The organism is Cupriavidus sp. PET2-C1, from assembly GCF_054515855.1.
In genome coordinates, this window is the sequence record NZ_JBTNRJ010000003.1 from 384,139 (window position 1) to 411,017 (window position 26,879).

At 59.6% G+C, this 26,879-nt stretch carries 26 protein-coding genes and 2 pseudogenes; 9 read left to right on the forward strand and 19 right to left on the reverse strand.

Going from position 1 to position 26,879, the window contains the following annotated elements:
- Nucleotides 1-6 precede the first annotated feature (6 nt).
- From ACX12D_RS35525 to ACX12D_RS35560, 8 genes are all read left to right on the forward strand, one after another.
- Entirely contained in the window at nt 7-1,443 is a 1,437-nt protein-coding gene (locus tag ACX12D_RS35525; RefSeq protein WP_459377296.1) for an efflux transporter outer membrane subunit, read from the forward strand.
- Between the two features lie 138 nt (nt 1,444-1,581).
- Nucleotides 1,582-1,986, forward strand: coding sequence for a hypothetical protein (locus ACX12D_RS35530; protein WP_459377297.1), 405 nt, complete (start codon nt 1,582-1,584; stop codon nt 1,984-1,986).
- A gap of 327 nt (nt 1,987-2,313) precedes the next feature.
- Nucleotides 2,314-2,931 (forward strand): YdcF family protein, encoded by a 618-nt coding sequence (locus tag ACX12D_RS35535; protein ID WP_459377298.1) that lies wholly within the window; start codon nt 2,314-2,316, stop codon nt 2,929-2,931.
- 277 nt (nt 2,932-3,208) lie between these two features.
- Nucleotides 3,209-3,982 carry a phytanoyl-CoA dioxygenase family protein gene (locus ACX12D_RS35540; RefSeq protein WP_459377299.1) on the forward strand — a complete coding sequence of 258 codons (774 nt, stop codon included), beginning with the start codon at nt 3,209-3,211 and terminating at the stop codon, nt 3,980-3,982.
- Between the two features lie 6 nt (nt 3,983-3,988).
- Complete coding sequence (locus tag ACX12D_RS35545; protein WP_459377300.1) at nt 3,989-5,218, forward strand: methyltransferase domain-containing protein; 1,230 nt, start codon at nt 3,989-3,991, stop codon at nt 5,216-5,218.
- Nucleotides 5,215-6,057: a hypothetical protein gene (locus ACX12D_RS35550; protein WP_459377301.1), complete on the forward strand. Its 843-nt coding sequence runs from the start codon at nt 5,215-5,217 to the stop codon at nt 6,055-6,057. The genes ACX12D_RS35545 and ACX12D_RS35550 overlap by 4 nt, the downstream gene beginning before the upstream one ends.
- A gap of 625 nt (nt 6,058-6,682) precedes the next feature.
- Entirely contained in the window at nt 6,683-7,471 is a 789-nt protein-coding gene (locus ACX12D_RS35555; RefSeq protein WP_459377302.1) for a nucleotidyltransferase domain-containing protein, read from the forward strand.
- Between the two features lie 83 nt (nt 7,472-7,554).
- Nucleotides 7,555-8,409, forward strand: a complete 855-nt coding sequence (locus tag ACX12D_RS35560) for a hypothetical protein (protein ID WP_459377303.1) — start codon at nt 7,555-7,557, stop codon at nt 8,407-8,409.
- Here the strand turns inward: ACX12D_RS35560 and ACX12D_RS35565 are convergent.
- The 15 genes from ACX12D_RS35565 to ACX12D_RS35635 all read right to left on the reverse strand — a co-directional run bounded on the left by ACX12D_RS35565 (nt 8,395) and on the right by ACX12D_RS35635 (nt 22,682).
- The gene (locus tag ACX12D_RS35565) at nt 8,395-10,128 is read right to left on the reverse strand and encodes an ABC transporter ATP-binding protein (protein ID WP_459377304.1); all 1,734 of its coding nucleotides are present in this window, start codon (nt 10,126-10,128) and stop codon (nt 8,395-8,397) included. The genes ACX12D_RS35560 and ACX12D_RS35565 overlap by 15 nt on opposite strands.
- Before the next feature lie 96 nt (nt 10,129-10,224).
- Entirely contained in the window at nt 10,225-11,919 is a 1,695-nt protein-coding gene (locus ACX12D_RS35570; RefSeq protein ID WP_459377305.1) for an asparagine synthase-related protein, read from the reverse strand.
- On the reverse strand, nt 11,919-12,509 hold the full coding sequence (locus ACX12D_RS35575; protein WP_459377306.1) for a lasso peptide biosynthesis B2 protein: 591 nt from the start codon (nt 12,507-12,509) through the stop codon (nt 11,919-11,921). Before ACX12D_RS35575 ends, ACX12D_RS35570 begins: the two co-directional genes overlap by 1 nt.
- 177 nt (nt 12,510-12,686) lie before the next feature.
- The gene (locus ACX12D_RS35580) at nt 12,687-12,839 is read right to left on the reverse strand and encodes an acinetodin/klebsidin/J25 family lasso peptide (protein WP_459377307.1); all 153 of its coding nucleotides are present in this window, start codon (nt 12,837-12,839) and stop codon (nt 12,687-12,689) included.
- 437 nt (nt 12,840-13,276) lie between these two features.
- Nucleotides 13,277-15,232, reverse strand: a complete 1,956-nt coding sequence (locus tag ACX12D_RS35585) for a DUF3363 domain-containing protein (protein WP_459377308.1) — start codon at nt 15,230-15,232, stop codon at nt 13,277-13,279.
- Nucleotides 15,233-15,656: 424 nt separating this feature from the next.
- Complete coding sequence (locus ACX12D_RS35590; RefSeq protein WP_459377310.1) at nt 15,657-16,244, reverse strand: S26 family signal peptidase; 588 nt, start codon at nt 16,242-16,244, stop codon at nt 15,657-15,659.
- A complete protein-coding gene (locus ACX12D_RS35595; RefSeq protein WP_459377311.1) occupies nt 16,241-16,774 on the reverse strand; it encodes a DUF2840 domain-containing protein in 534 nt (177 codons plus the stop codon). Before ACX12D_RS35595 ends, ACX12D_RS35590 begins: the two co-directional genes overlap by 4 nt.
- Complete coding sequence (locus ACX12D_RS35600) at nt 16,771-17,022, reverse strand: chromosome partitioning protein ParB (RefSeq protein WP_459377312.1); 252 nt, start codon at nt 17,020-17,022, stop codon at nt 16,771-16,773. The genes ACX12D_RS35595 and ACX12D_RS35600 overlap by 4 nt, the downstream gene beginning before the upstream one ends.
- Nucleotides 17,019-17,657 (reverse strand): ParA family partition ATPase, encoded by a 639-nt coding sequence (gene parA / locus ACX12D_RS35605; RefSeq protein WP_459377313.1) that lies wholly within the window; start codon nt 17,655-17,657, stop codon nt 17,019-17,021. Before parA ends, ACX12D_RS35600 begins: the two co-directional genes overlap by 4 nt.
- Nucleotides 17,658-17,922: 265 nt before the next feature.
- Nucleotides 17,923-18,756, reverse strand: coding sequence for a replication initiator protein A (locus ACX12D_RS35610; protein WP_459377314.1), 834 nt, complete (start codon nt 18,754-18,756; stop codon nt 17,923-17,925).
- A gap of 26 nt (nt 18,757-18,782) precedes the next feature.
- Nucleotides 18,783-19,064, reverse strand: a complete 282-nt coding sequence (locus tag ACX12D_RS35615) for a helix-turn-helix transcriptional regulator (protein ID WP_459377315.1) — start codon at nt 19,062-19,064, stop codon at nt 18,783-18,785.
- 125 nt (nt 19,065-19,189) lie between these two features.
- Nucleotides 19,190-19,945 carry a DUF7011 domain-containing protein gene (locus tag ACX12D_RS35620; protein WP_459377316.1) on the reverse strand — a complete coding sequence of 252 codons (756 nt, stop codon included), beginning with the start codon at nt 19,943-19,945 and terminating at the stop codon, nt 19,190-19,192.
- A 373-nt stretch (nt 19,946-20,318) separates the two neighbouring features.
- On the reverse strand, nt 20,319-21,677 hold the full coding sequence (locus tag ACX12D_RS35625) for an MFS transporter (protein ID WP_459377318.1): 1,359 nt from the start codon (nt 21,675-21,677) through the stop codon (nt 20,319-20,321).
- A gap of 273 nt (nt 21,678-21,950) precedes the next feature.
- Nucleotides 21,951-22,316 (reverse strand): DUF2958 domain-containing protein, encoded by a 366-nt coding sequence (locus ACX12D_RS35630; RefSeq protein ID WP_459377319.1) that lies wholly within the window; start codon nt 22,314-22,316, stop codon nt 21,951-21,953.
- Between the two features lie 57 nt (nt 22,317-22,373).
- The gene (locus ACX12D_RS35635; protein WP_459377320.1) at nt 22,374-22,682 is read right to left on the reverse strand and encodes a hypothetical protein; all 309 of its coding nucleotides are present in this window, start codon (nt 22,680-22,682) and stop codon (nt 22,374-22,376) included.
- Between the two features lie 435 nt (nt 22,683-23,117).
- Between ACX12D_RS35635 and ACX12D_RS35640 the strand changes: the two genes are divergently transcribed.
- A complete protein-coding gene (locus tag ACX12D_RS35640; protein ID WP_459377321.1) occupies nt 23,118-23,465 on the forward strand; it encodes a helix-turn-helix domain-containing protein in 348 nt (115 codons plus the stop codon).
- Between the two features lie 164 nt (nt 23,466-23,629).
- Here the strand turns inward: ACX12D_RS35640 and ACX12D_RS35645 are convergent.
- The 4 genes and pseudogenes from ACX12D_RS35645 to ACX12D_RS35660 form a co-directional block, all read right to left on the reverse strand.
- Nucleotides 23,630-23,760, reverse strand: a pseudogene (locus tag ACX12D_RS35645) (DUF736 family protein); the annotation flags it as partial.
- A 485-nt stretch (nt 23,761-24,245) separates the two neighbouring features.
- Nucleotides 24,246-24,557 carry a DUF736 domain-containing protein gene (locus ACX12D_RS35650; RefSeq protein WP_459377322.1) on the reverse strand — a complete coding sequence of 104 codons (312 nt, stop codon included), beginning with the start codon at nt 24,555-24,557 and terminating at the stop codon, nt 24,246-24,248.
- A 741-nt stretch (nt 24,558-25,298) separates the two neighbouring features.
- Nucleotides 25,299-25,866 (reverse strand): annotated as a pseudogene (locus ACX12D_RS35655) (ParB/Srx family N-terminal domain-containing protein); the annotation flags it as partial.
- Between the two features lie 79 nt (nt 25,867-25,945).
- Nucleotides 25,946-26,773 (reverse strand): DUF932 domain-containing protein, encoded by an 828-nt coding sequence (locus ACX12D_RS35660; protein WP_459377323.1) that lies wholly within the window; start codon nt 26,771-26,773, stop codon nt 25,946-25,948.
- Between the last annotated feature and the right edge of the window lie 106 nt (nt 26,774-26,879).

Below are 26,879 nucleotides of genomic sequence, written 5' to 3' on the forward strand. Positions count from 1 at the left end.
GATACCATGCTGAGCCTACCCGCTGCCATACTCTACCGCCTGCTTGCGCTGTCGTTCATAGCTGCGCTACTCGCCAGCTGTGCGAACCCACGCAGTCGCCAACTGCTCGCTGTGGAGTTCCCCGCACCGGGGACTCGGTCCGAGGTGGCAAGTGCGCCAACGCTGGCGGCCTCTTCAGCCGCCCCATCGGCCTCTGCGGAAAGTCCAACTGCATCCGATTGGTGGCATGCCTTCCACGATCCTGCACTCGACCGGCTGATTGCCCATGCGCTAATCGTCAACAACGACCTCGCCAAGGCTGCGATTCGCGTCTATCGCGCGCGGTTGCAGGCAGGCATTACCGCGACCAACCTAACGCCGAATGTGACAGCCAACGGCGGCATCCAACCTAGACGCCAAGCCGAGCATCGGCGCGTTGTGGGCTCTCTCAACCTCTCACTGAACTACGAGCTCGACCTGTGGGGAAGCCTCGCTGCGGAACGCGATGCGGCACGCTGGGCAGCAGAAGCAACGCAAGCGCAGCGCGAGGCGATGCGCCTCCAGATCATCGGCGACACCGCGAAGCTGTACTGGAAAATCGGGTACCGAAACGACCAACTCGCGCTCAACAACGCGAACATCGCTGACGCAGAACGCACGCTTGCGCTGGTGCGCGTGCGGCACGCAGCGGGCGCGGTGTCCCGAATCGATGTCATGGATGCCGAACAAACGCTGATATCTCTGCGTGCTGCGCGCACGGAGACGATCCAACAGCGAACTGAGGACAGAAATGCGTTGTCGATCCTATTCAATCGACCACCCGATGTGCTGAGGGCCGAGCCAAAGACCTTACCCGTTCTGCCGCTACCGGTGGTCTCGGCGTACATGCCGGCCAACATGCTCAGTCGGCGGCCGGACGTCCGCGAGGCCGAATCCCGCCTGCGTGTTTCACTGGCTCATGTCGACCAAAAGCGTACCAGCTTTTACCCTACTTTCACATTGACAGGTTCCACGGGCGGGTCAAGCATAAGCCTCACGCGCCTATTATCGAACCCGCTTGCATCCATTGGACTCGGAATCGCGTTGCCATTTCTCCAATGGAACACGATGCAACTGGAAATCAAGGTCTCGAAAACAGAGTACGAGGAAGCCGTCATCAAGTTCAGAGAGACGTTGTATGGTGCGCTCGCCGAGGTCGATAACGCGTTGGCGAAGCGTGAGCAGCTCGAACGCCAAGCGGAAGAGCTCACACAGTCGCTAGCCCTGGCACGGCATGCGGAAGCGCTCGCACGGACTCGTTACCTATCTGGATTCACCGATCTGCAGCGGTGGCTCGAACAGAAGAAGCGGCTACGCGATGCACTGAGCGCGGATGCGAAAAACCGGTTGGCGCAGCTCAATAACCGGATGACCCTTTACAAATCGCTGGGCGGCAGCGACTCCGAATATGTGTCGCAAGGCTGAAGCCAAACATCGATTGGAAGGTTCGGCATTGCTGCCTCCTCCTAGGTAGCGATGCATAGTCACTACAGAAGCTCCCATGCGAATGGGAACCCCCTGCCATCGACCAGGCTTGAAACGCTCCCCGTGCAAGGACAGCACATGATGAAATTCAACCAGCCACTCCGCTCCTTCCTAGCTGCCGCGTCTTTGGCGGCCCTTTTCGTGGCGCCGGCTACAGCAAATGCCTTCAGCGTAACTGGCGCACACGGCCGATCGACATTCAACGCGGTCAAGCAGTGGGCGGCCGACGTCGGCTACGGCGTCATCTGGGAACCACGAACTGCTGGCGGCATCGTGGACTTCGCTGCGCCGCAACGCGACGTGCACGAAAGCTTCCATAACGCGATCGAGGCGCTGGTCAGCGGCGAAGCGTATGGGCGAGCCAACGAGTATTGCATCCCACCGTCCGTGTACCAGGCCCAAGCCGTCATCGACGACCAACTGCGCATGGTCTACGTGTTCGGGCGCCCGACGGGAAAGCGCTGCGTGTTTCCGTATCCGTAGGTTCATCGGAGAGAACGCCTCCACCCCGGAAGGAATCCCTTCCACATCACGAGCGATTTTCAGGATGACTCAAGACGTTTCGATCCGTGAATTTTCAATCTCATGAAAAACCTAGATCGATATTATGATCATTCAGACAGAACAGGAATAAATGTCCACGGAACTCAAGCGGCGACAATTTTGTCAATTTGTAGGGATCAATCGAACCACACCGGATCTTGGATTTCTTTGCAATTGGCAGGCCATGCCTTTCTGATGTAATCAGTACCAATTCCGCCCATCCCGTAGATGTGTGACCGTTGAATTAGGAAATTGAAATATTACAAGATGACATCTACCGAAAATAGTAAAACGTCGCGTGCCGCAAACAAATTCGGCAGTCGCATCGAGCTAATTGATTACATATCCCCTGAAACAGAGATTTCCGGATCCCAGTTTGCGCTGATGTTTGGTAGTCGGCATGCCCAGCACGAACTGATCGACGCCGCACTCACTCTATTTCGCGCCGGATACTACGAAACCCTCGTCATTGCTGGGGGAATGACCCGAGACTACAATATCAGCGAGGCAAGCGAAATCGCCGATAGGTTGGTCTCCTCGGGCTTGAGTCTGGCGAGCATCGTACTAGAAGAAGAATCGTCCAACAGCGGGGAGAATATTCGGAATACACGCAACATGATGAATCGTTTCGGCCTTCGCGAACTGCTTCTGATCGGAAAGATATACGCCAAACGCCGGTACGTCATGACGATCAAAAAGCAATGGCCTGAAATCGAACGTATTTCGTGCGCAACAGTCAACTATTTCGGCGTCGACCGAATTCAGTGGTGGAAGTCACCCGCACTGAGGTCCCGCATTCTGGAAGAGAATAAGAAGATCAAGGAATATCTCCAGAGGGGCTATCTGTCGGAAGTCGAAGTCATTGACCGAAAATTCATATTGTGAAATATAGCCACGGATATGCTCAATGGAAAAGCTGCGATGAAAATTGGAAACCCATTGGCGACTGTCTGTACGCTCTCGCGCACCTGCCGTAGCGCGGCAAAGACGCGCAGCGCGTGCTTCAGGAACCGCTGGTCAGCACGAGTCAGCCGTGTGCTGCGCATGGCTTGCATGTTTGGGCGTTCCACTGAAAAGCGCGTGTTTCCGAATTATATATTCAGCGGACAAAACGCGTACACCACGGAAGGACCACTCCCGACGAGAACCTTAGGTGACGAATATGAACCTGGAATATGTTTACGAATTTGATCTCAACGGCTATGTCATCATCCCTGCGGCAATCACTCGGCCCCACCTTCTGCGCCTGCAGGAGTACTGGTCAAAGCATCTCACCGCTCACTTTCTGCACGACATTAATTTCGATTGGGGTGAAGAATGGCGTTCCTTGATTGACCTCGAAACTGTCTATCGCTTCCTAGATATCATTTATCGGTCAAGATTCCGGCTTGACCATATGTTCTGCGCCGACGAGCGGTTCGTCAGTAGTGGTGGCAATCTACACCATGAGGCCGATATGTTCGATGAGGGGATATATTACTGGGTACGAAACCAGCGTATTCACAGCGGTCTTGTCGCGGTCCAGTATGCCATTTCAGATGTGCGCAATACCGAGAATCACTTCTGCTGTATCCCGGGTTCGCATCGCGCCAACTTTCCGGTTCCGGACCGATACCGGATCGTCGCAAACAATCCCCTGTTGCGACATGTCTTCCTACAGGCAGGGGATGCCGTGATTTTCTCGGAAGCGCTTGTCCACGGGACCTGCAAGGTGACGGACTCCAGGCAAAGACGCTCGGTGTTTGCACGTTACATGAACAACCACTCCTATTTCAGGAAGCCTCCTTCACATCAGGAAATTTCTGCGCTCCCGGCCACGCCAAACCATTCGGCATTAGGTATCCAGTCTTTTTCCTCGAATCTTCTTACGCCACGGCAGCGCCAGTTGGTAGCTGTACCCGCCTACGCAAGAAACCACCCACCCATACGGAGCTAGACGGCAATGGAACCCGTTAGCGTAAAAGCCATTATGTTTGGACCTCGAGGCATTCTATTCGTCAAGAATCCGCGGGATGAATTGGAGTTGCCCGGGGGCAGACCTGAAGCTGGCGAAGGGTTAGAGGCAGCGCTGGTACGCGAGGTCAGCGAGGAGTGCGGACTGAATATCACCACGACGAGTTATCTCGGCAGCAGATCCTGCGAGATTATCCCGGGCAGACGTGTGTTGCTTGTGTTCTTTCTGTGCGAGTTCACAGGACAAGGCCTGACTTTGAGTGACGAACATACGGCCTATGAATGGATAGACGTCGCCACAGAGAAGCCGGAGATTCTTCCATCCTTTTACTGGGACTTCTGCCAGAACTTGGACTGCGTTCGCATGAGGCGTTTACATGCGACCCACATGTCGCAAAAAGCTGCAGCGACGTACCCATTGCAGACCGGTGAATCAGATCGACAGCGTCTTCAGATCATGTCGTCGATTTACGACCCAGCTACGAAGGACTTCTTGCGTCGATATCTCCCAACAGAGGGACGTATCTTGGAAGTCGGCTCCGGCCACGGCCAGATAGCATGCTGGATGGCCACCCGTAGTGCGCGGTCAACGGTACTGGGTCTCGATATTAGTCCGAGCCAGATCGATTTGGCCACGTCTGCCGCGCAGCGGCTGGGGTTGACCAACCTGACATTTCGCGTCCGGGATGCAATCCGGTTCCCTGACGCACTTCGGTCGGAAGGTGCGTTTGATCTCATCACTTGCCGATTCACGCTGCTGCATATCAAAGAGCGCGCTGAGGTCATCCAGACGCTCCTTGCCCAGCTCAGCCCGTCGGGAACGCTTGTCATGGAGGAACCATCGCTGGCGAGCCCGTTCTCCGTGCCGGCAGTAGCGGCGTTTGAAGAGGCCAATGCGGTCATGATGGCCTACGGCTGGATAAATGACATCGAGTACGACTACGTCGAGGACATTTGGCCCATCGTGACCGGGCTAGATGTCAACATCAAGGAAGCGCGGTTCAGTCAGCCGACGGTCTGGAAGAAAGAACACAAGGAAGTCGTCTACTTGTCATTCCAGCAGTTCCGCCCTCAGCTCATCAAGCGAGGACTCCTTGACGACGAACGCGCCGAGACTATTGCTCAATCGCTCGCCAGAGAATTCATGGATGACGCAGTCATCTCCGGAGGGATGCGCACGCTGCAGATTGCCATTTCTCCACGCGGAGAAGGAGCATGATGCAGGCGATGATCTCGAAAGTATCCCAAGGCATCTACGAGCACATTCCGACGGAGGACGTAGTGGGATATCTACTGCGCGAGCGCTCCATGCTGGCTTGGGCCATTGATGGTGCGTCCCCCCTCACGGCTGCACCATTTAAGACCTACGAAGACATCACTGACGCCGGATGGTTCGCCCGACGGCTCAGCCAGTTCCTCGAGAGGCAGTTTCAAGAGGTTCCCTTCAGCAAGGCCCAGTTGCGAGACGGCCTGCAGATCCTCCAGGATGAATATCGCCACGACGGAGGCGGTGCCCAGCCGCTATGGGCCTGGCCTGTAGCCGCCGCAACGGTTGTGGAGATTGATCGAACGACTGAACTGGTACACATGTCCATCTATCGCTATGCAGATTGCTTCGTGGAAGTCTTGCAAGGCACCCTACCTAGCGCGAACCACTTCGCTAGGGCTACACAATTGCCACCGAGCTATGATCTCTGGAAGCCATACTCTGGATTCCAGGGGAAAAAGCTGGCCGACCTATGGCAACGCCGTTTGCAACAGCAGACGGGCGAGTGCAGCACCGCCCTTACCCTGAACCCTGCCAGTGCGATGAATGCTGTCGAGGAGCAGCGAGACATCGCTACGCCAGCCCATATCGTTCTGGGCAGCGACGGTCTATCCCGTGTTTGGGATACCTACCAATTGATGACCAGCGAGCAGGCAATGCACCTCGTCGTACAGCATGGACTACCTTCGCTGTTGCAGGTGCTCAGGGATTTCGAAGCATCCGTCCTTACCGGAGGCGCTGACCTCAAAAGACGGGATGATGCCAGCGGGATTCACATTTTTCTGGCATAGCGCCATCGTGTCATGGTCCCCGTCATGTTTGGAGAAAGCAATAGGCTCGTCGGTAGAACCACACGAGAGGCCTCTACGAACCTTGTCTAGCGTGTCCGCCGGACGGCCTATGAAATCCTATTTCCGGAGCACCAAACTACTACCAGATCGCAAGACTACGGTATCGGCCAAGCTTAGCCATCGCAGCGCTCGGTCAACGAGCGACGGGACCGTACTAACGGCAGACATTGACGGAGCGCAGATACGTCGGAATGGCCCATCCTCGTGGCAGTTCGATCGCTGAGAATTGGAGGGCACGGAACGATAAGGTTGGCAACGTTGGCGTCCCGAGGTTCGTCGGAGGCGCATGGAAGCATGGAAGCGACTTCTCCTATCGTCCGTCGTCTTGCGAAGCTGTGCTGATGGCCGTCATCCTCCATAGCCTTCGCGTATTTGCGGAACTTTCGCGGACTCATTCCGTCTTCGCGAAGAATCGCGGGTTCTTCATGTGTCAACCCTTCCATCAAATGGATTAGCTTCGCCATACCAGGCCTCGGTTTCGGCGCGCAACTGGAGCTGGAGGTCTTCGTTCGCAAAAAGCGCGCTGCGGTTGCGTTCAGCCGTCGGCTGCGTCAGGGAGCAAGAGATGAGCGAGTCCTTCGATATACGTGATCTCGTCCAGGCGATCGGCATCCGCAAGTATGGTGAGGCTACCGTCGGCGTGTTGCTAACCGGCAGCTTTGCCAGGGGCAACGCGACGCCGCAGAGCGACGTGGACCTCATCGTCAGCTCTGCCGACATACAGTCAAGCAGACAGCGGATCTTCCGCCACCGCGGCAGGTTGGTCGTTTTGAAGATCCAGTCCCGGGAGACGCTCGCCGCGGTTCTTCTCGACCCGCGAAGCGCCTGCCAGTACCTCACTGGTCTGAGTAATTCCGTCCCCCTCATCGACCAAGACGGGTTCCTGCGAGACCTGCTGAACAAGGCCCGGAACTTCGAGTGGACAGCCGAGATGATCTTCAGCGCGCAGCGTGCGGCGGCCTCAGAATTGATCGGTTGGCTGGAAGAGGTGCACAAGGGCGTCGCCGGGCTCGAATCCGGGGATTCTGGAAGAATGCTCCAGGCCGTCCACGGTTGCTCCTGGGGCATGTTGCGGGTCGCGCAGCTGCACCTTAGAGTCCTGGAGGGCAGCGACAACACCGTTGTCGATGATGTCACGACTGCAGTGGGCTGGGGCCCCAGGTGGTCCACGCTCCTCAGGACGGCGATCGGACTGACGGAGGCCTGTCTTTCCGTCCGGGTCAAGGCAGGCCTCGAGTTGTTCTGCGCCACTGCCGAGCTTGCCGGGGCTTCCTTCCTGCCGGACGAGTTGTGGATGATTGAACCGAGCGTGGTGCAGACCCAGGATTTCCTGGCTTCCCGTTCACGCCACTAGGCGTGATCAACCAACGATAGCCGATGTCCCCTAAGACCCCTTCTTCCTTTGGGCCAGCGGGCACGCATCTCATTGGCGATGTCATGTCCGCCTGGAACGCATTCCGGTACAGCGGTCCGGTAAAAGTAGCGCGTGCGCACGATGCTAGAGTCTGGGCGGAAGACGGCCGTGAGATGTTGGACTGGATTATCGGCCGGGTAACGCTCCTGCTTGGGCCACCCCAACAAACCTTGATCGGAAGAAAAGGGGGTACAGTGAGTTTTATTATTAACCATATAGTATATGACCAAGTTTGCGAAAAAATATTCTCCAGGCCCCACTTTATAGTGGGAGGAGTCTCCGCTAAACCTCTAGCTCATGACATCGGCACTAGCGCTGTTCCGGTACGCGAAGCACTAATTCGACTTGCACAGCAAGATGCATTACATAACATACCATCAAAAGGGTTCTTCGTCCCTCCTGTCAAAGCAATTTCTTTATGCCACTCATTCAATGCCGCCCTGAATTTACTTGACCGGCAACGACAAATTTTAGATCCGAACGATCACGAGGCAATTCGAACCGGTATCGCCACGAACTCATTGTTCGCGCGGCATTGGCATGCATTTGAGGCGACCATCATTCATCCACTCGTTGATTTCCCTAAAAAAGGTCAATGCATAGATTTCGATCGAATGTTTATTTATCTGACATCAAAAAGAATGAATGAAGCGGATTTTGACATTGTTCGATATATATGGGGGAAGACCATACATTATCGCTACTACATCTATAACAATTTCGGGCTCTATGCAGCAACGGAATCGGAACGGTCGAGGTTTAGAACCAAAGACCTACTTGGCAGCTTTATCAGCGATGTCTTCGATCGCTACGCAAAGTTGGCTGAATCGATTGCGAACCTGGAAAGCGCCCATCAGCGTCCCTCACCCTATATGTGAGGCACTCTCTGTCGGCACTCTCCTTACCCCGTCGCGATCCACAGAAGGCTGATCCCGTCCCCGAATAGTGATTACATTGTCTGTTTCACAGATGGCACTCTTTCGATGTGTAATGGCAAGGACCGTAACATCACCAGCAAGCTTACGGATGTGAGCCATGATTCCTGCCTCCGCCGCATCATCCAGAGCGGAGCTCGCCTCGTCGAGGAACAGAAATTGCGGTTCGCCGTACAATGCCCGAGCAATGGCAATACGCTGGCGCTCGCCCCCCGACAGCTTCAGGCCTCGCTCTCCTACGTACGTCGAGAATCCGTCGGGAAGCTCCTCAATCCGCTCAAGGATCGCCGCCTTTGCGGCAGCTTCGCGCAAGCGCGTCTCGCAAATCGGCCGTCCCAAGGCTATGTTCACCTCAAGCGTATCGTTTAACAGCATCACTTCCTGCGGTACGACGCCGACAGCACCATACCAGTCCCGACGGTTGATCTTCCGTAAGTCGACCCCGTCAACTCGAATCGCACCACTCGATGGCTCCACCGCTTTAAGAGCCAGCTTTAATACCGTTGACTTACCTGCACCGCTCTCACCAGCAATAAACGTGATCGAGCCTCGTTCTGCCACGAAATTGACGCCAGCAATCCCGCGTCCATCCGTGTAGGTGAAGTGCACGTCCCGAAACTCTAGACAGCCCCTGTCGGCAAGCGGCTTGCCTCGACTTGGTGTTGAATCGTCCTCTTCAGGGGAAATCCAAATGCGGGCAAATGGCTTCAATTGAACATACGAACGCATCAAGCTCTCAAGGGCAAGCCCCACCATCTCAAAGGGCCGGTTAAGTTGAAGCAGGAGCGTGTTGAAAAGCACGACGTCGCCTACGGAGACCAAGCCGGCGCGATAGCGCGGAAGGAAAATTAAGAACGTGATGGTGAACTGAAGCGCAAGTGCAACGCCGTAGACGCTAGCATAGGCGATCCTCTTCAAGCAGTACCTTCGCCAATTGGTAAGAACCTCTCTCGCCCCCCTACTGAATCGACTACTCATCCAATTCGTGCTACCAAAATAGCGCAGCGTTTCGATTGATGAAATCGCGTTACCAATCAGCTGCGCATTTTGTTGACCAGCATTAGTGGCCGTCTCAAGGTGCGGTCTCGACCAGATGTTGGAGAAGTAAGTCAACATTATGACTATCAAACCGTAGACCAGCACGATTAAAGCGATTCGCGAATCGATCACGGCACCCAGAATAGCCAATGTTAGCGCGAGTTGAACGAAACCAGGGATCAGTACTATCAACCCCACTTGTACAACCAGATCGAGCGCTTGGGTTCCCTGCATTTGCGCGGACTGAATCTCGGCAGGGTTGTGCTCCACAAAGAACTGCGGCGGCTTCTTTAGCAGTCGGTCGAAGAAGCTGGTCGAGGCAATAAAGCGCAGATTCTCAGCACTTATTGCAGCCAGGTAGGAGACCGTGCTTTGCAGAGCAAAAGTCAGACCGGTCAAAACCGCATAGACGAGGAAGCCTGTCGAGAATGCCCCGTGCCAGCCGTCACCAGTCATACGGTCGACAAGGCGCGAGAACAAATAGGGACCGGACACCGACGATAAAGACAATCCGAGAATGATAATCGCAATGACGATGAATGGAGCACGGGAAACTCTCCATAGATCCCGGAAAATACCACCGATCGGAGTGGCCACCATGCGCCACGCGCTATCTCTCTCCATGATTCGCTCTACCATAGTTCAAACCCTAATCGCAGGGCTTCAGTTAGAGCCACAGTCAGCCAGCGAGTTCCCTGTAATTATGATTTTCGTACTTATCTAGGCGATGTACCTCGCATAAGATTGCGCAAACATTTCCAATCGAAGCATATTTAGTACGATTCCCGCCTCACCCGTAGTGACAACATTTGCATTTTCGGTGACGGTATCGTCGATCCATTTATCCTCGATTCCAATTGTAGACGCGACAATCCCGCGCCGGAGGTAGCATTTCACAAGTTCTTCATTGTTGCGAAAGAACGAAAATACCAAACCCGATGATGGCCGCTTTGTTCGACGCCAAGCTACCCACGACGCACTCGATTGTGCAAATGCCCTTCTTATCTGGATTCTGTCGTAATCAGCTGTGAACGTTCTGTGAACGGGCTCACCCAGAACGCCGGCCAGGATGTTCTGCATGAACAACGGGTGAATAACACGGAATTGCTTGCCATCGTTTGGCCTCAGTTGATAGAGGCCCATTAGCACACTCTGGAGGTGCGCGAACTTTGGGGATTGGACTGGTAGTTTGCTCAACAGCGCATGTGGCCGAGATGGGCTCGCTGCCCGACAGTGCCCGATCCTAGCCGCTGTGAGGGATGAACCAGGGCGCACGCCAAGGAATGCGGCCTCTATGTTGAGACGCAACAATCTAAAGAACGGAACCTTCTTAAGCTGGCTGTAAGCCTTTACCGCTTCGATGAAACCACGCAGCCCCCCGTCGCGATACCCGTCCAATCCTACATGAGGCGGGGGATTTTGAAGGAATACGTAGTCTCCCCCCTGCCCCGTCAGGAAACAACCACCGTCGATACCGACTGCCCGAATCTGCTCGTCGTATGCAAAGTTTCGGTCGGCAGGATTTGGCGACAGAGGATAGACATCGAAGGGGCTGTTGATGCGGCCGGCCATCACGAAGGACGACCGCGCAGCCGCAAAGCGTACTGGCGATTCATGAATGCGTAAATCCACGCCGAACTCGCCCGCTACCTGACGCGCAATATCGATCTCCGATGCAGCGTCGTCCAGCGACAGCAGATGCAACGCCACGCAGTTTGGGAAAATCCCCTTCGCTATGTGCAAGATGAGACTGGAATCCAATCCTCCTGAGAACTGCACAAAGACACGTTCTTCATCGGCCACGAATTGCCGAATGTTGTAGTGGAGTTCCTCGATAAAATCCACGCAGCGTGGCTTTGGAACGTTCCAGGCTTCACGGCGCGGTGCAACGTGGCGCTGAAGCACCAGCGCCTCACCCAGCGGTACGTGATCGACGCCTTCAAAAAGCGTGTCGCCTCGAAAAAAACAATCTTCGTTGACGAACTCCGACACAAAGCTTGCATTGATAGGTCGTGTACCGATGATGGCGAGCAGGGCACTGAGGTCGGAGCTTACGACAATTTCGGCACCCTTCGCCATATAGAAGATATCAATGTGCCGATAAAGACTGCTAATGATCGTCACACGGGTCGACTCAACCAGAAGAAATGTGAAATATCCGATTGCTACCCTGAGATCTTCTGCCAAATCGGCTGGCTCTCGATATTCGCCTGGCCTTACCTCCTTTCCACGGAAAACTGCTCGACCAGTGTGAACGAGCGTCGCATCTCCTATGGTCTGGAATTTGAAGTGACCGCCTACAAAGCAGGTGAAATTCCCGCGTTCATGTAGTTGAATGTCGGATGAAAGCCAGAAGTCCCGCTCCCGCAGTCTGCCCTCTATCTCGCCATGACTTTTCGTAGTAACAATTATCATTACACCTCCATAATCACGGCAAGGCTTTGCTTAAGCGTCGGGGTATCGCTCACAACTTGTTTGTGGAGTTCAACCCACGCATGGGAGAAGAAAGGCCTCGTCCGCACACCGATCATCAGTTTGGCAGGTATGCCTCGACCGCGTGCCAAACGGACGAGCGCATAGGAATATGTGAGGCACTTGTTACCGCTGAAGTCCCATATGAAAGCTTCGTTCAACGAGCGCATGAGACTGTTTATTTGTTCAAAATCAGACTCATTTCTGACGGCTGCAGCTTCAAGCAGCGTCCTATGGTGCGTCAGGCTCTCTGCTATCCTGCCAAGCGACGTTCGTGGCATCGTCAACCCTGCAAGAATTACCTCGAAGATGCTTCTTACGCGACAACTTTCATTGTTCTGAACGGCCCCCACCATCGGGGTCATCCAACGTTGCTCAAAGAACCCATCCAGTTTGACTGGCACGACTTGATCGTAGGTTGAGCGTGTCTCCTGTATCGCACCGATCTCCCTCAACGCTTCAACGATCGGCGATTCGCCTTCGTTAGGGTGATCCCTTAGGGCCGCATTAAGATCTGTGACGCTGATATCCATAACTACCTGATAGATATCCGTCTGTAGGTTCAGGACCACAAGGTCTCGATCGCAATACGCCGTCCTTATGTGCGACTTAAACTCATAGGGCACAGCAAACCCCCGATGTCGTAGGGAAAGCAGGAGGGCGAAAATACGTTAGCGCCTCCCGCGGTGTGATCAGTAGTACTTGCCAGATCAACCGTACTTGCCGCTCGGCGTGGGCCAGATTTCAATGACCTGGCCTGAACCGCCAAGCGTGATCTTCGTTGCGCTCTGCCGGAGCGTTACAACCTTCGGCTTGGTGCTATTTGAAATAGGTGCCAATGGCACAGCAGATAGCCATTTCATATGATTCTCCATGAAAGATATCGATTAACGAGAGCACTCATGGCGCTGACGATTGTTCTTCCCCAGCGCCATAGATTTCCAATGGATTGTAGTCATTTTCACGAATAAGCCGTAATATATGAATTATATTTCAAATATAATTTGATCATTGATCAGATATATTCGTAATCGACCGCTTTGCTTGCTGTCTTTGGGTATGCGCCGCTAGTCAAAACCCGCATGACTAGACTTAGCAGCTAGGCTGCCGTACCGCAAGGCGGATATATCCCGTAATTTATTCTGCCGCCCGGCCGAGGGCGCCGATCGCAAGAGACGGGATGACGCCCGGGGGGATTCAACCCTTCCCTGCGTAGCACGCTCATTTCATGGCCCCGTTATCTATTGCGAGAAGGCAATAAGCTGGTCAGCTGCGGCTTAACCATGTTCTCAAGCCACCATTAGATCGCGAGCCCACGCTGTCGACCGATCTCCCATGAGACGCTTCCATGAAGCACTGTCGCGGCAAGCTGTTGCCCCATTCGATGTTCGATCACCGGCTTCCATGGCACCAAGCTAAATCCCATTCCGTCGTCCAGCACTGCGTAGCGGCCGCTGGCGAGCACGATGCTGCGTCGGTAGACGCCGGCAACACGCTGACCATCGGTCACGGGCCGGTACTCAGAACCTGTCTCGGCAGCGATGTCCTTCGCGGTCATCGTCAGCTCGCGGTCGCGTAGGGTCGCCAGCAGATTGTGGGCCAACACCACCCGCTTTCCGCGCAACTCGGCCAAGCCATGCTCAACCAGGAACTCAGTGCGCTGGCGCAGCGATTCCTTGACCTCTCCGCCAAAGCCAAGGTCGCCCAGCCCCTTGCCACCGCCAATCAGTTGCTGATCCAGCCAAGTCGCGCCGATCGCGCGGGGCTGCCGGTCGATGGGCAGGTGAGATTTCAACTCCACCGCCACACCGCCGCCCAGGCGCTCCACGTCGTAATGGCGGCCGCGTTCGGGCAGGTCGTCGGGCACTTGCCAGACGCCCTCGGCCACGCGCTCCACGATGCCGGCACGACGCAGCGCTTCGAGCCGGCGCACGTGTGCGGCGACCAGTTCGCCTGGGTCGCGCTCAGAGGTAGCGTGACCCTTGGCAACTGCAAGGTGGTGATCGGTGCGATACAACCCATCGACCGCGAGTGCAGAGATATTCCGGTCGGCCGCGCGCACCTCGGCCGAACCTTTCACTTCCACGATGGCGCCTGCCGGGTAGTTCTCCAGCTCTGACCGTGGTGGCAACGCGACGTAATGCGCCTTGCCGTCGATCCCGTCGACAATGAGGTAGCCCTTGTCGTACAACTCATCCGCCAGGCCCTTGTCGACCACCCGACCAATGACGGTGCGCCCATCCTCGCCGGACTGGAACACGGCCAGCTCACGCTGCTTGCCGCTCATGGCGCGCTGCATGGTGTGGATGATGTCGCCGCGTTCGCCCATGGCCCGCAAGACCTGTTCAGCCTCGGCATGAATGGCCCACGCGCTGGGCTGCCGCTCTGTCGCCAAGCCCATGCGCTGCAAGCGCTGCAAACGGCCAATCAGCATTTGCCGCTGGCGTTGCAGCCGAGGGGCGCCCAGCGTCTCGGGCAACACCAGACCGTCTACCGCTTCCCGCTGCAAGGTGCGATCCAGCCCTGTCCACCGTTCCTGATCGACTTCCCGAAGTATGGTGCGCTGGATCTCCAGCTCGGTGCGCGGCCCAAGCCATTCCGTTGCCAGCTCCGATGCGCGCATGCGCATCCCCTCGGCGATGTAGTCCCGGGAAATGATCAGGTCTTTCCCGGTGTCGTCCTTGCCGCGTAGGACGATGTGCGTGTGAGGGTTGTCGGTGTTCCAGTGATCCACTGCGACCCATTCCAGCTCGGTGCCCAAGTCTGCCTCCATGCGCGCCATCAGGTGCCGGGTATAGGTCCGCAGGCCGTCGAGCTGTTCGGCGTCCTCCGGCGAAACAATGAAGCGGAACTGGTGCCGGTCGCCCTCGCTACGCTCCTTGAAGGCATCGAGGTCCGCGGCGTCGGTGGTCGGGCCATAGGCGCGTCCCGTGCCACCGTGGCGATCGACGCCTTCGCGCTCGATGTAACGCAGATGCGCAGCAATCGAGCGCCTCCCGACCTTCGCTAAATTGACCAGCCGTGTCTTGATCGTCACGCGCCGGGCATTGGAAGTCAGCGAGCCACCGGCGAAGCGCGCCGCGACGTGGCCGCGTCCCAACCGGGAGCCCGGCCGTTGACCGGCCTTGCCGACCGACTTGCCGAGCGTGGCGCCGGCCTTGTTGGCCTGGCTCAGCACCTTGTTGATGAATGCGTCGCCGCGCCGCCTTGGCGCGCCAGACCGTATTTGGAAACGTTCATCGTCGTGATTCTTCATGCTGCGCCTCTCACTAAGACCAGCGTAGCTGGGCGGGTAAGGCACCCCGCTTCGCCAATGCCGTTGCGGCATTGCCACCTCTCGCGGCACACTGCCGCACCTTGGCGCGTGCCGCGCCCTACCCACGTGCAGACAGGGTTTTCAAGCGGCTGGGTGCCGCGACCTTTTATCTTGCCTTCCGCCTCTGCCCTGCGCTGTCGCTCCGGACGTCGGCGGCCCGGCGGCGTAGCACACAAGGCAGCAGCGCCGCCGGCGACCACGGCCATGGTCACAGGCCGGCCGTGTTCAAGGGAAGAAGCCTGCACGTCGGATCGCCGCGCCGGAGGCGGCGCGAGTGCGTCCGCGCTACAGGTTGGACGACACGGGGACGCCCAGCGGAACGACCCGCCGGATGGCACGACAAAGCACAGTGAGCCGGTGGACATCATCGATCTGCCTCCGGCCAAACGAGATGCGCGACGCCGATCACGGCGGATGCGGCAATCGGCCCGAAATACCGGCTGTCGAATGACGCCGGATCGGTCGTGCTCAACAGGAACAACTCGCCTGAAACCAGACGCCGGCACTGCTGCCAGGATGGCAACGGCCGGCCCATGCGGTCAGCAGACAGCGCTGCGGCCACCGGCACGCCATCGATACGTATGCTGCGCCCGACAATGCAGACTTGCTGCGGCGCCACCGCACCCACGCGCTTGAGCAGGGGAACGTCCGCCGGCAGGTAGCCACGCTGCGCAGCCAGTGCGGCCGCTTCGCCCGGCAACCGAGCCAGCACGATGGTGCCCACATGCACGGAACCTTGCAGCAAGGTGGCCCGATTGCCGGTCGGATCGACGCGATACCAGCCAACCGCGACGCTGTCGGACGGGTTGTAGGTCAAGCGCGGCAGTGGCGACACGAAAGACGCCCAAGCCAGCGCAGCGAGGCCGAGAATAGAGAGGCCTGCCAGCATGACGCGAGCGCGCAGGCGCGAGCGAGGATGCGGCGCGGTGCCGGCAGTGGCAGCAGCCGTCATAATAGCGACCTTCCCGCCAACCAAGCGGCGTGCCGCTCGGCGGTATACGCCGGCAGCGGCAGACGCGCGCTGAGCCGATTCCCCAGCGTGCGCCAGTACGCGGGCGAGACGGCGACCGGGGCGATGCCTAGCGCCTCGATGGCGTCGATCCGCTCCAGCACGGCGCGCACGGCCAACTCGCCCTCGGCGTGCAGCAGGAGTCGGGCCCCGGGCAGCACGCCGGGGATGCGCTGCGCCGCGTCCAGCGGCGTGCAAGTCTGCATCACCATGAGCTGCCACCGCACCGTGCCGTAGTCGTTGGCTTGCCAGCGGATGCGGCAGAACGCCGCGCCCGGCGGGAACACTGCGACGCGACGCGAGGGGTCGAGCCGGATGATATGCGCGGGCTCACCAAAGCGCAGGTAGACGTCGATGCGCTGCTCAAGGTAGGCGAGCGAGACGCGGGTCAGCGGCGCGGTGCGGTCCTGACTGGCGAGCACCGCAAGCGGTGGCGGCGGCGTAGCCGCGGCAGCCGAAGGTTGTGTGTTCATTGGGGTGACTCCGGGAATTCGCGTTCCAGCAGCGCGCGCAGCAGTTCGGCGACGGTCACGCCTTGCGTGAACGCCGACACTTTGATGCGCGCGCGCATCGCCGGTGTGATATCGAGCGTCAGACGTGCGGTGTAAACGTCACCCTTCTGGAGGACGTCTGCATCCCCCTGGCGAACCCACGCCTCAGCGTGCGGGTTCGCCGGCGGCCGCGCGCCAATGGCGATGCGTTTGCCACGGGTGGTCGTCATGTCGGCCACCGCAGCAGTTCATCAACCAGCGCGGTGACTTCGCGCGCGGCGGCGCTGTCGGGCACCGTTTCGCGGGCGAGCCGGCCCCCAGCCACGCTGTCAGCGAACACGATGCGCTGATGCACTTCCGAGCGCAGCGCGGGTAGCGGTTGCTCGGCCAACGCTTGGCGGGCTTCGCGGGCGATGACGGTGGTGCTGACGCGGCGATTGATGATGAAGGCAGCGCGTAGCGCTGGCCGGAAAGCCTGCGCCTCACGGATCAACGCGACCATCTCGGCAGACGCCCACAGGTCGTAGGGGCTGGGCTGCACCGGAACCAGCACACGCTCGGCGGCAAATAGTGCCGAGCGCGCCAAGGCGGCGATGCGTGGCGGGCCGTCGATGACAACCTGGTCGCAGCGTCTGGCCAACTCCGGCGCTTCCTGGTGCAGCGTTTCGCGGGTGAGGCCCACGGCGCTGAACAGGCGCGGCAAGCCCCGATGGCTTCGCCGTTGCGTCCAGTCCAGTGCCGATCCCTGCGGGTCGGCATCGAGCAGGACCACGTGCTGGCCGCGTAGCGCCAACTCGCCAGCGATGTGCGTGGCGAGCGTGGTCTTACCCACGCCGCCCTTTTGGTTAAGTAAGGCGACGATCATGGCCTCGTCCCCCATACTGAAAAACTGGCCTTCGCCGCCTTTGCAAAGCGGTGCTTCCCGTGCCGTTCGATGGTTGTCCATCGACGCGACGCGCGCCTACTACTAGTTAGTCTTTTTAAGTTAGATAAGTTAACGGGACCGCAAACCCGCGCCGTTATTGGCTTTGCGGACGTTTCGTACTCCTGATAGCACGATAGGCGTACTCCCGATAGCACGATACCCGGTACTCCCGATAGCACGAGGCTGTTCACAAGTTGCCCCGGGGTTATCCCCGTGCCGCGGACGGCACGGGCCTGAAGGTCAGCACTTCTGTGGCATCGCCCGGCACCCGCTCGATGCCGAGGACGTAGCCAGGCAAGGGTTGCCGCGCCACCAGTGCGCGCAGGTCGTAAGCGAAATCCGAGAAGCGCGTGGCGCTGCCCGATTTCCGGTGCAGCTGCCGGAAGTCGAATTGCCAGCCGTCCGGCTGCTTGCCGCCGTGCTTGCGCACCACACGGTACAGCCACCGCTCGATGCCGCCAGTGAGCCGGAAGTACGCCGGGTCGATGGTCAGCACCAGGGCAGCGTCGACTACGCCGGCATAGAACCAGTCCGGCAGGATCAGCTCGATGCCCAGCGGCGTGCCGCGGGCGTCGGCCAGCTCCTTCCATTCGTTGACCCACGAGAAGCGATGCAATCGCCGCCCGCTCGTCTCGCGGATGGAAGTCGCCACCGTGGTCGATTGCAGCCGGTCGAGCGCGGCTTTGAGGCGCTGGTAGTCGCGCAGCGACACGCCGCGCCCGATGAATCGAAGAATTTCGTACGGCGTGGCGTGCATCAGCCGCGATGGGCGCAGCCCCGCGTCGCGCGCTTCCACAATCTGGCTGGCCGCCCAGATCAGAATGTCCGCGTCCCAGATCGTGGCAATGCCATGTTCCCGCGTGCCCTCCACGCGGATGATGATGTCCCCGCTGCGAAAGTCGATTGGCACCGCACGCCGCGACTTCGCCAACGAGAAGAACGGGTACGCCATCAAGTCCTGAGCATCGCGCGGCGCCATGTCGCCCGGCATAGCGCGGAAGAGCTCGAGTTGTTCCCTCTCCCCCGATCCGCTTGACATGGCAATGGCCACCGGCGAGCCAGCGATCAGCGCGCACGGCTGTCCGCCGCATGACGTTCGGCGTATTCGGGGTCGGAGGTGGCCTCGTAGCTGCGCTGGTCGGCCCAGGTGTCGAGGTCGGCCACGGCGTACATGACGCGCCGGCCGAACTTACGGAACTTCGGTCCGCCGCCGATCACACGTTGCTTCTCGAGCGTGCGCGGCGACAACCGCAGGTAATCGGCGGCTTCGTCGTTGGTCAGGTAGCGTTGGGGTTGCGGCGTCGTAGCGACGGCAGCAGCGGCAGGCCGCAAGGGAGCGGGACGCATCGGATGATCCTCCATCAATCAAGATCGTCAGCCGCACAACGCGACCGGATGGAGGCCAGTCTGAAGAAAGGGATGCGGGGCGCAGAGGGTCGTTTTGCAGCGAAGGCAAGACGACCCTACCAAGGTCAGTCGAGCTGAGCTAAACGGCGATAGCCGCCGTGCATCAGCGATCGGCCGCGGCGTACCAGGCGACGCACGCGAGAGCGCAGGCCGCCGTCGGCATGCCAACCACTTGCTGCAGCATCGGCCCCGAACAGCCCCTCCCCGACCTCGCGCAGGGACGCACCTGCCTGGGTGGCATCGAGCGCTTGCAAGGTGTGTAATTCCAGCAATGCGGCGGGTGCCGGCCGGGACCGGACCGCGACCGTAGGGGAAGCTTCGGCAGCCACCGAGAGCTTGTCCCACTCGGCCACGAGCGTGCGGTTGCGCGCGCTGAGCGGGGCGCCGGCGCGGACGGCATAGAGATAGGCCATGCCATCCTCCAGGCCTGGCGCCAACACCAGCCGTACGCAGTTGCCGGGCCAGCGAGCCGTCAGTATTAGCCGCTTGCCGTCGTGAACCAGGTGTTTCTGGCCCGGAATGCGCCAAAACTTGAAGGCGCTGGCATTGGGTGGTGGGTCGGCATCCGGGTAGAGTTGGAGCACCGCATCATGATCAGGGAACCAGGCCGGATGCGCGTCGCGCGCATCCAGAGACGGGTCTTCCCATAGATGCAGGCCCCAGCGGTGCGCCGCCTCCGGCCTGCGCTGACGGCAATGCCAGTCGCACCGGTACTTGGGATGGCGACGCAGGTACTCCCAGGCCAGCGCGGGCCCGTCCAGGTGCAGAATGTAGAGATACGCTGCGGTCGGGTACCAAGAATCCGCGCCTCGATCGGCCATGACCTAACCTTCTGTCGAACAGGAGTGTCACCATGGACATCGAGCGCAAGGACTAATGCATCACCGCATCATTGACTCCGAAGCCTTGTGCAGATCGTCCGAATGCGACGGCAATGCCGCGCGGAGATCGCGCGCGGCACCGGTAACCCTGCCGCAAGCCGCCCGGCGGATCATGTCTCTTTGGGTCAAAACCGCACCGCAGTGCGTAAGAATGTCGATCTAGACCGCCATCGCCTTGAATCAGACTGAAATGGCCACAGTGCGGCGCAATGGCTTGCAGCTGGAAGGTCCGCCGTAGTGACGACCATGAATTGGGGCTACGAGTCAAGGTCAGTCGTGGATTCGAGCCATTGAGGCGCACGGCGCCCGTCAGTCACTGACGGGTGCTGGCCACGCCATCGCGCATGGCATGGCCGCACTTGGCTACGGGCCAGAGTGCAAGCGAGAATCCGACAGTTGCCAGTACTGCCACGTAGTGAGCAGGCGCCATGGTGTCGCGCTGTAGCCAGAGCGTGAGGAGCATCGGCGTGAGGCCACCAAAAACTGCATAAGACATGTTGTAGGCAAACGACAGACCGGTGAAGCGCACCGGTGCTGGAAAAGCACGCACGCCGGCAATCGGGACGGTGGCGATGGTGCCGACGAATAGGCCTAGCAGCCCGTAGTGCCAGAACAGCGTGGCAGGCGTGCCAGGCAGGCTGCCGTAGAAGAGGTATGCGGTCATGAACAGTCCGCCCCAGCCAATCAGCATGACGACACGGGTGCCGATGCGGTCGCACGCCCATCCGACGATCACGCAGCCCATGGTCAGCATGAGGGTGGCAAAAGCATTGGTCTCGAGTGCGAGCGCGGCGGGGATATGATGGACCTTCTGCAGGTAGGCGGGTGTGTACAGCACCACCACAACGATAGTGGTAGAAAGTACCCAGGTCAGCAGTGCAACGAACATGCTGGCCGAGCGGTGATCGCGCAGCACGGTGCGGATCGGCAGTTCGCGCGCCAGATTGCTCCGGTCAGCCAACTCGCGAAACACGGGTGTCTCGTGCAGAAATCGGCGCAGGTACACGGACACCATTCCAAACACGCCGCCCAGGAGGAAGGGGATGCGCCAGGCGAACTCGCTCACCTGCTCCGGTGAGTAATGGCGATTGATGGCGACGGCGACGAGCGAACCCAGCAGAATGCCGCCCGTGATGCCCGAGGTCAGGGTCCCGATGCCGAAGCCGTAGTGCCGTCTCGGCACATGTTCACCGACAAACACCCAGGCACCGGGCATCTCGCCCCCAATGGCCGCGCCCTGCAGCACCCGCATCGCCAGCAGCAACAGTGGCGCCGCGACGCCGATGCTGGCGTAGGTGGGCAGCAGGCCGATCATCAGCGTGGGCGCGGCCATCAGCAAGATTGACAGCGTGAACATGCGCTTGCGGCCAAGCCGGTCACCAAAGTGGGCGATCACGATGCCGCCAAGCGGGCGTGCCAGGTAGCCGGCGGCGAAGATTCCGAACGTCTGCAGTTGTCGTAGCCAATCTGGCATGTTGGGCGGGAAGAATAGCGCGCCCAGCACCGTGACGAAGAAGACGTAAATGACGAAGTCGTAGAATTCGAGTGTGCCGCCAAGGGCCGCCAGGGCCAAGGTCTTGTAGTCGCGAGCAGCCAGCGTGCGCGCCGGTGCGGGCAAGACGCCGCCCGGTACGCTCAGGGGATTCACAGGTGGTTCCTGTTGTGGATTCACAGTCGGTCCTCGTCAGGTTGTGGTCAATGGACTTCGGTCAGGGCTGGTCCTTTTGAGACCAAGACCCCATTGGTTGCGCGTGAGCGATGCCGATCAGGCATCGTTCGGTGCGCCACGCCCGCATGGAAACGGTCGGTTGCTGCGCGGACATCAAGTTGTGCACACCGTCTTTCCATGCTGGTTACTTTGCTCGGAATCGACGCCCCTGCATCAATCAATGAGGCGCAGCGGAGGGCTGTCGGGCCGGCCTACCGGAATGGCCGGCGGGTTTGGTCAGTCGGGGATCGAACCGTCAACCTGCGCCAGCTGCGCATACGCCGATAGCGATCGGTTTGGCCGGAAGTACAGGTCGCGAAGAATTGGCCTTTTGAGCGGCCCAACGATGGACGCAAGGTCGGACAGCTTCACATGGCCCAGTTCGGGCATGCCGATACCCACGTCGCACAGACCGTAGGCGGTGTCCCCATCGGCCGGGTCGAGCGCGGCAAGTAGCCATGTCGCATGCGCATCCGGCGTGAACAGTCGCACCACCGGTAGAAGATCGCCAGCGTAGGCGCTGTGGCCGTTGGCAAGTAGCTTTGCACGTTGCTCCTCGGTGATTTGGGTTGGGCACATTGATGCTTCTCCGAAAAAATTCATAGCCATTCAGGGGCGGCGCGACTGGCTCGCCGCTGACCCGCCCCAATTCCGTCACCTTCAGTACTCCTCCGGTAGCAGCAGGGTCGTGACCGAGCGATCCGCTTCGGTTATGACCCAGACGGTCTTACCGGTCTCCAGGACGTAGCTGGACAGCAGCCGCAACCCTTCAACGAGAGCAATTTCATTCTGCTGCCGGTCTTCGTCGTCTAGCTCACCCCAGTCGCCGCATACATGGCGCACAAGCAAGGCGATCGGGTGCGATTGCGACTTCTTCACGGCGGCCAAGGCGCCGGGTGTGGCAAGCAGGCGGCCAAGCCGGAAGCACGGGGCGGTTCCTGTCGGAGGGGGAAGGTCATGCTGCTTCATATGGATGTGGCTCGTACTGGCTGCCGGTCCTCTTGCCACGGCGGCTAGGCCTTCTGAGCCTCGGCTAACTATTGCGGCCTGCAACGCGGCATGACTGCAAACTGCCATTCGCCCTCTGCCTGCGCCACAGGAAAGGCGCGGCAACCTCTTGGTGTCGCCAGATCGATACACTGCCACCGTTCGCTCCCGGCGAACCGTCACTGCCACCACCGTTTCCTGCTAGCGCCAGGGCGACTCCGCTTCCCGGCAGCAAACCCAGACCATGCTTGTACTTGCTTGAATCCATTATTCTTCCTTGCGTAGACAGGAACGACTGGTTCCCGCGGAGGGTTAGCATCAGATCCAGTAAACAACTTTATAGGTTGAATCTCAACTCGTAAAGCACTTCATACAAAGAAGATGATGCTCAACCATATCGGTTGATATGGAGATAGCATGGGCAGAACGGAGATAGACCGACTGGCTGGTGTGGTGGGGCACGCGATTGCCAGGCACCGCATAGCAGCCAGCCTCACTCAGGAACAGGTGGCGGAAAAGTTGGGGATTGGTAACGAGGCGGTCTCCCGTATGGAGCGTGGCGTCGTCATGCCCACGATCGCGCGCTTGGCCGAGTTGGCTGACATCTTCCAGTGCGACACCTCGGAACTGCTGACCGAGGCCAGCACCCGCTCCAGCGATCAGGCCAACCATCTCGCCCGGCTACTGACGAAGGTCAGCAGCCCGGACCGCGCCATGATCGTGGCCATGGTCGAGACCCTTACCACGCGACTGGCTCGTCGCTGATCCGCTCCACTTCCGTACTCCTCCGGTAGCAGCGGGGTCGTGACCGAGCGATCTGCCTGAGAGTGCGCAAAAGTTGGGGAGGCCGGCAAGGGAGCGGGCACTAGAGCATCCGGGCACCGCGCCGTGGACGAGCGTTGGGAGGGCTGCCTACTTGCGGCCCGACTGATCACGTTGTGCATGCCATCGTCTTCCTCGACCAGACGGGCGCAGATCGTGGCCGGGAACGAAGGGGCATCGATGGTCACGGACAGGTAGGGTCGCTTGACTGGGTGACTTCTTTCCACGCCGCGCCGAGATATGTCGATCTGGACCGCCGTCGTCTTGAATCAGACTGACATAGTCACAAAGCGGCCCAGCGGCCTTTGACTAGCGGCGCCTCCCGTGCTTTGGGCCATTGTAGAAGCCTGGAGGCCCGACCACGCACGACACTGTGTCCACCAAAGCGCGAGAACGCGACACAGATTTGCGCATTCGTACACAAGCACGGATCCAGAAACCCTCGGAATCGCGCAACCACAGAAGTACGGAAGCGAAGTTGCGGTAGCCAGGCCAAGGCACAGATGCGGTCGGTCACCCTGATCTGTTGGAATCCGCAAATGCGGATTCCAACAGAAGCCGTAAGCAGCTGAATCAACCGAAAGGCCGAGCAGCTTCTGGCGCTGATGCGCCAGGAACTGGAGGCAATCTTGAAAGAGCGCGACGCGCCGTAGGCGTGCACGCGATGCTGCGGCTAGCAGCAACTGCGCCCCGCCGCAATTGGCGGGGCGTTTGGGGCGGCCGTCAGGCCGTCGGCTTGCTGCGCGACCAGATCAGGTTGTGCGTACCATCTTCTTCCTCGATCAGCCGGGCATAGATTGTCGCCGGGAACGAAGGATCATCGAGGGTCACGGACAAGTAGGGCCGCTCGGATTGGCTGATTTTCTTCCACCCCGCGCCGATGTCATAGCCGCCGGCCGCCTGGATGCGGAAGTCGGGGGCGTTCTCGCTGGTCTTGTCGTTGGGGATGAACTTGACCTTGACGTTGAGCGTCAGGGTGCGAACCGTGCCGGTGAAGCCGTCGTTCTGCGCGGTGAAGTTGCCGATGTTAGCCATGATGCATTCTCCTTTCAGGTTATCCAAGGTCGCGCCCATCGCGTCCTTGTTGTGATCCGATCAGCGGGGGCCGGGCTGGCTGCACCGCTTGCGGCCGACACGCAGTGGAGGACCTGGAGGCGCAAACAATTTGCTGGGGCGAGGAAGCCGCGCAGCGGCGGGGAAATTGTTTGTGCCGGAAGGTTGCAGCCATGAAGGCCGAGGCGCAGCCGCGCCCCTGCCAGGATGCACAACAGCTAAAGGACGCATGGGCCGACCTCCCCGAAAGGAGCCGTGGCCGACTCGGCATCCCCGCATGACAGCTGCACCGGATTGCACCCCAACGCGGGTCAGGACCACTCCATCAACGACAAGCGAGAACGCCCCTGCCGCAGCTTGCGGCGACGTCTTTGAGGCATGGGCGCGAAAGCTCCATAGCGGTCGGTCGACGTATCCGTGAACCGCCCTTCGTGACGTGGTGGGCGACAATTTGCCAGCATCGAGGACGACGCGCTTTCGCACAACCTGTACCAGCAATCCAGGGCGTAGCTCCACACCCAGCCCATTGCGGCGGGGCGCCATCGAAACCTTGCCCGCCTCAGCGGGGCACCGATCGCCGTACCATGCGCAAGGCACTTGCGCGCAGCCACGTCGCCGCCTGGCCGAAGGCGGCGACACGGCGATTTTGCTGTGGAGGTTGAAACCGGGCGCGGCAGATCTGCCGCGCCCGGTTTTGAGCGGATGCCCCGGCGCAACGCGCCGGGGCCAACTGCTCCAGCGTGACGCCACCGGTTCGGTAATCGGCCATCAAGCGCGGCGACACGTTCGCAAGCTTCAGGCGGCGCTGCACCACCATCGGGGACACGCCAAAGTCGGCGGCAATATCCTCGATGGGACGTCCTTCCCTGACCAGCGCGGCGAACGCCTCGAACTGGTCGGCGGGGTGCATCTGCTCGCGTAGCAGGTTTTCGGCCAGGCTCACGGTACGGGCTGAGGCGTCGGGCACCAGCAGGCACGGCACTTCGTGGTCTGCGGCGAAGTGTTTCCTCTTCACCAACAACTTCAACGCGGTCAGGCGACGATCACCGGCCACCACTTCGTAATGCTTGCCATCGCCAGCAAGGATAACAACAAGGTTTTGCAACAAACCGACGCGGGCAATGCTGGCGGCCAGTTCGGGGACGGACATGCGCGCGGTCGTGCGGGCGTTGCACTTGGAACGGCGCGGCAGCAACTGCGAAAGCGGAACCAGGATCAGGTTCTTGGTCGGATCGGCCACTTCCAGCGTGGTGGTGATGGCGCGATCTTCGGCTTGGGTAACGGCGTTCATCGTAGTATCTCCATTCGTAACGAAATCAGCGGCGGAAGGAAACGCAGGGGCCGGGATCTTGAAAGCCCCTCCGCGAGGGTCAGGCCTTCAACTGGCGCATGCCATCGGCCAACAGCCACAGGGCGCGATTCAGGCGGATGTCGCTATCGATGCCCTGCACAGGGCGGGTGCGCTGGCGGCGGCCGTTGGCCGCGCGGGCGGATAGACCGCCTTTGATGAGGTTTTCCTGCGTGCGGTTGAAAACGCTCCATAGGTCGGCGCGGCGGTCATCCAGGCGACGCGGCATCAGGACTTGCGATGCCGTAATCGGCGCGGGCTTCTCCGGGTCGTCGTACTTGAGGGCCAGCGCGGCGCCGGCGAACACCTCCGACTCCCCCACATCCAGCGTGATGGCCTGCATGGCTTCCCGGGATTCCTGCACGCGGTCGAATCCGCGCAGGACCTCGTAAGCCCCCTCGATGACCTGCCCGGCTACGTCGCCCTTGTGCGGCACGCGCACATCGGCGACGGTATCGCCGCACACAAGCCCGTTCTGGCACACGAAGCGGAACATGCCGGCCAGCATCTGATAGCTGCTCGTGCCATCGTGCGAATTCAGCAGGATGATTTCGTTGGCCTCGCTGCCATTGATCTGGCTGGCGTGGCGCAGCCGGATCATGTGCTTGGTGTATTCGCGGCGGTCGTCCTGCCGCACGCGTGTCTGGCAGACCATGAAGGGTTGGAAGCCTTCGCAGCGCAGCTCGTCCAATACCGTGACGGTGGGGATATAGCTGTATCGCTCTGAACGACTGCCATGCGGGGCTTCTGCGAAGATGGACGGGGCTACGCTGCGGATTTGGTCGTCGGACAAGGGGAATTCCGAGCGCAGCACCGGGGAACGGGAAGCGAAGCGGGACGCGAGTTGCATGGTGTTTCTCCTGACAAGGGTTCGCTGTCGAAAACCACCGGATTCCTAGATTCGGAGCCCGCCTTTCGGCTTTTCCGGTGGGGTCGGCGCGGAGACCTGGGCCGGC

What these genes read in the sequence shown, in the direction of transcription:
- ACX12D_RS35555 (WP_459377302.1), top strand. Translation starts at nt 6,683, where the DNA reads ATGAGCGAGTCCTTCGATATACGTGATCTCGTCCAGGCGATCGGCATC.
- ACX12D_RS35610 (WP_459377314.1), bottom strand. Translation starts at nt 18,756, where the DNA reads ATGTCAAGCGGATCGGGGGAGAGGGAACAACTCGAGCTCTTCCGCGCT.
- ACX12D_RS35535 (WP_459377298.1), top strand. Translation starts at nt 2,314, where the DNA reads ATGACATCTACCGAAAATAGTAAAACGTCGCGTGCCGCAAACAAATTC.
- ACX12D_RS35620 (WP_459377316.1), bottom strand. Translation starts at nt 19,945, where the DNA reads ATGGCCGATCGAGGCGCGGATTCTTGGTACCCGACCGCAGCGTATCTC.
- ACX12D_RS35600 (WP_459377312.1), bottom strand. Translation starts at nt 17,022, where the DNA reads ATGACGACCACCCGTGGCAAACGCATCGCCATTGGCGCGCGGCCGCCG.
- ACX12D_RS35585 (WP_459377308.1), bottom strand. Translation starts at nt 15,232, where the DNA reads ATGAAGAATCACGACGATGAACGTTTCCAAATACGGTCTGGCGCGCCA.
- ACX12D_RS35565 (WP_459377304.1), bottom strand. Translation starts at nt 10,128, where the DNA reads ATGGAGAGAGATAGCGCGTGGCGCATGGTGGCCACTCCGATCGGTGGT.
- ACX12D_RS35525 (WP_459377296.1), top strand. Translation starts at nt 7, where the DNA reads ATGCTGAGCCTACCCGCTGCCATACTCTACCGCCTGCTTGCGCTGTCG.
- ACX12D_RS35650 (WP_459377322.1), bottom strand. Translation starts at nt 24,557, where the DNA reads ATGGCTAACATCGGCAACTTCACCGCGCAGAACGACGGCTTCACCGGC.
- ACX12D_RS35530 (WP_459377297.1), top strand. Translation starts at nt 1,582, where the DNA reads ATGATGAAATTCAACCAGCCACTCCGCTCCTTCCTAGCTGCCGCGTCT.
- parA (WP_459377313.1), bottom strand. Translation starts at nt 17,657, where the DNA reads ATGATCGTCGCCTTACTTAACCAAAAGGGCGGCGTGGGTAAGACCACG.
- ACX12D_RS35660 (WP_459377323.1), bottom strand. Translation starts at nt 26,773, where the DNA reads ATGCAACTCGCGTCCCGCTTCGCTTCCCGTTCCCCGGTGCTGCGCTCG.
- ACX12D_RS35640 (WP_459377321.1), top strand. Translation starts at nt 23,118, where the DNA reads ATGGGCAGAACGGAGATAGACCGACTGGCTGGTGTGGTGGGGCACGCG.
- ACX12D_RS35550 (WP_459377301.1), top strand. Translation starts at nt 5,215, where the DNA reads ATGATGCAGGCGATGATCTCGAAAGTATCCCAAGGCATCTACGAGCAC.
- ACX12D_RS35545 (WP_459377300.1), top strand. Translation starts at nt 3,989, where the DNA reads ATGGAACCCGTTAGCGTAAAAGCCATTATGTTTGGACCTCGAGGCATT.
- ACX12D_RS35580 (WP_459377307.1), bottom strand. Translation starts at nt 12,839, where the DNA reads ATGAAATGGCTATCTGCTGTGCCATTGGCACCTATTTCAAATAGCACC.
- ACX12D_RS35560 (WP_459377303.1), top strand. Translation starts at nt 7,555, where the DNA reads ATGTCCGCCTGGAACGCATTCCGGTACAGCGGTCCGGTAAAAGTAGCG.
- ACX12D_RS35575 (WP_459377306.1), bottom strand. Translation starts at nt 12,509, where the DNA reads ATGGATATCAGCGTCACAGATCTTAATGCGGCCCTAAGGGATCACCCT.
- ACX12D_RS35635 (WP_459377320.1), bottom strand. Translation starts at nt 22,682, where the DNA reads ATGAAGCAGCATGACCTTCCCCCTCCGACAGGAACCGCCCCGTGCTTC.
- ACX12D_RS35615 (WP_459377315.1), bottom strand. Translation starts at nt 19,064, where the DNA reads ATGCGTCCCGCTCCCTTGCGGCCTGCCGCTGCTGCCGTCGCTACGACG.
- ACX12D_RS35590 (WP_459377310.1), bottom strand. Translation starts at nt 16,244, where the DNA reads ATGACGGCTGCTGCCACTGCCGGCACCGCGCCGCATCCTCGCTCGCGC.
- ACX12D_RS35570 (WP_459377305.1), bottom strand. Translation starts at nt 11,919, where the DNA reads ATGATAATTGTTACTACGAAAAGTCATGGCGAGATAGAGGGCAGACTG.
- ACX12D_RS35595 (WP_459377311.1), bottom strand. Translation starts at nt 16,774, where the DNA reads ATGAACACACAACCTTCGGCTGCCGCGGCTACGCCGCCGCCACCGCTT.
- ACX12D_RS35630 (WP_459377319.1), bottom strand. Translation starts at nt 22,316, where the DNA reads ATGAATTTTTTCGGAGAAGCATCAATGTGCCCAACCCAAATCACCGAG.
- ACX12D_RS35540 (WP_459377299.1), top strand. Translation starts at nt 3,209, where the DNA reads ATGAACCTGGAATATGTTTACGAATTTGATCTCAACGGCTATGTCATC.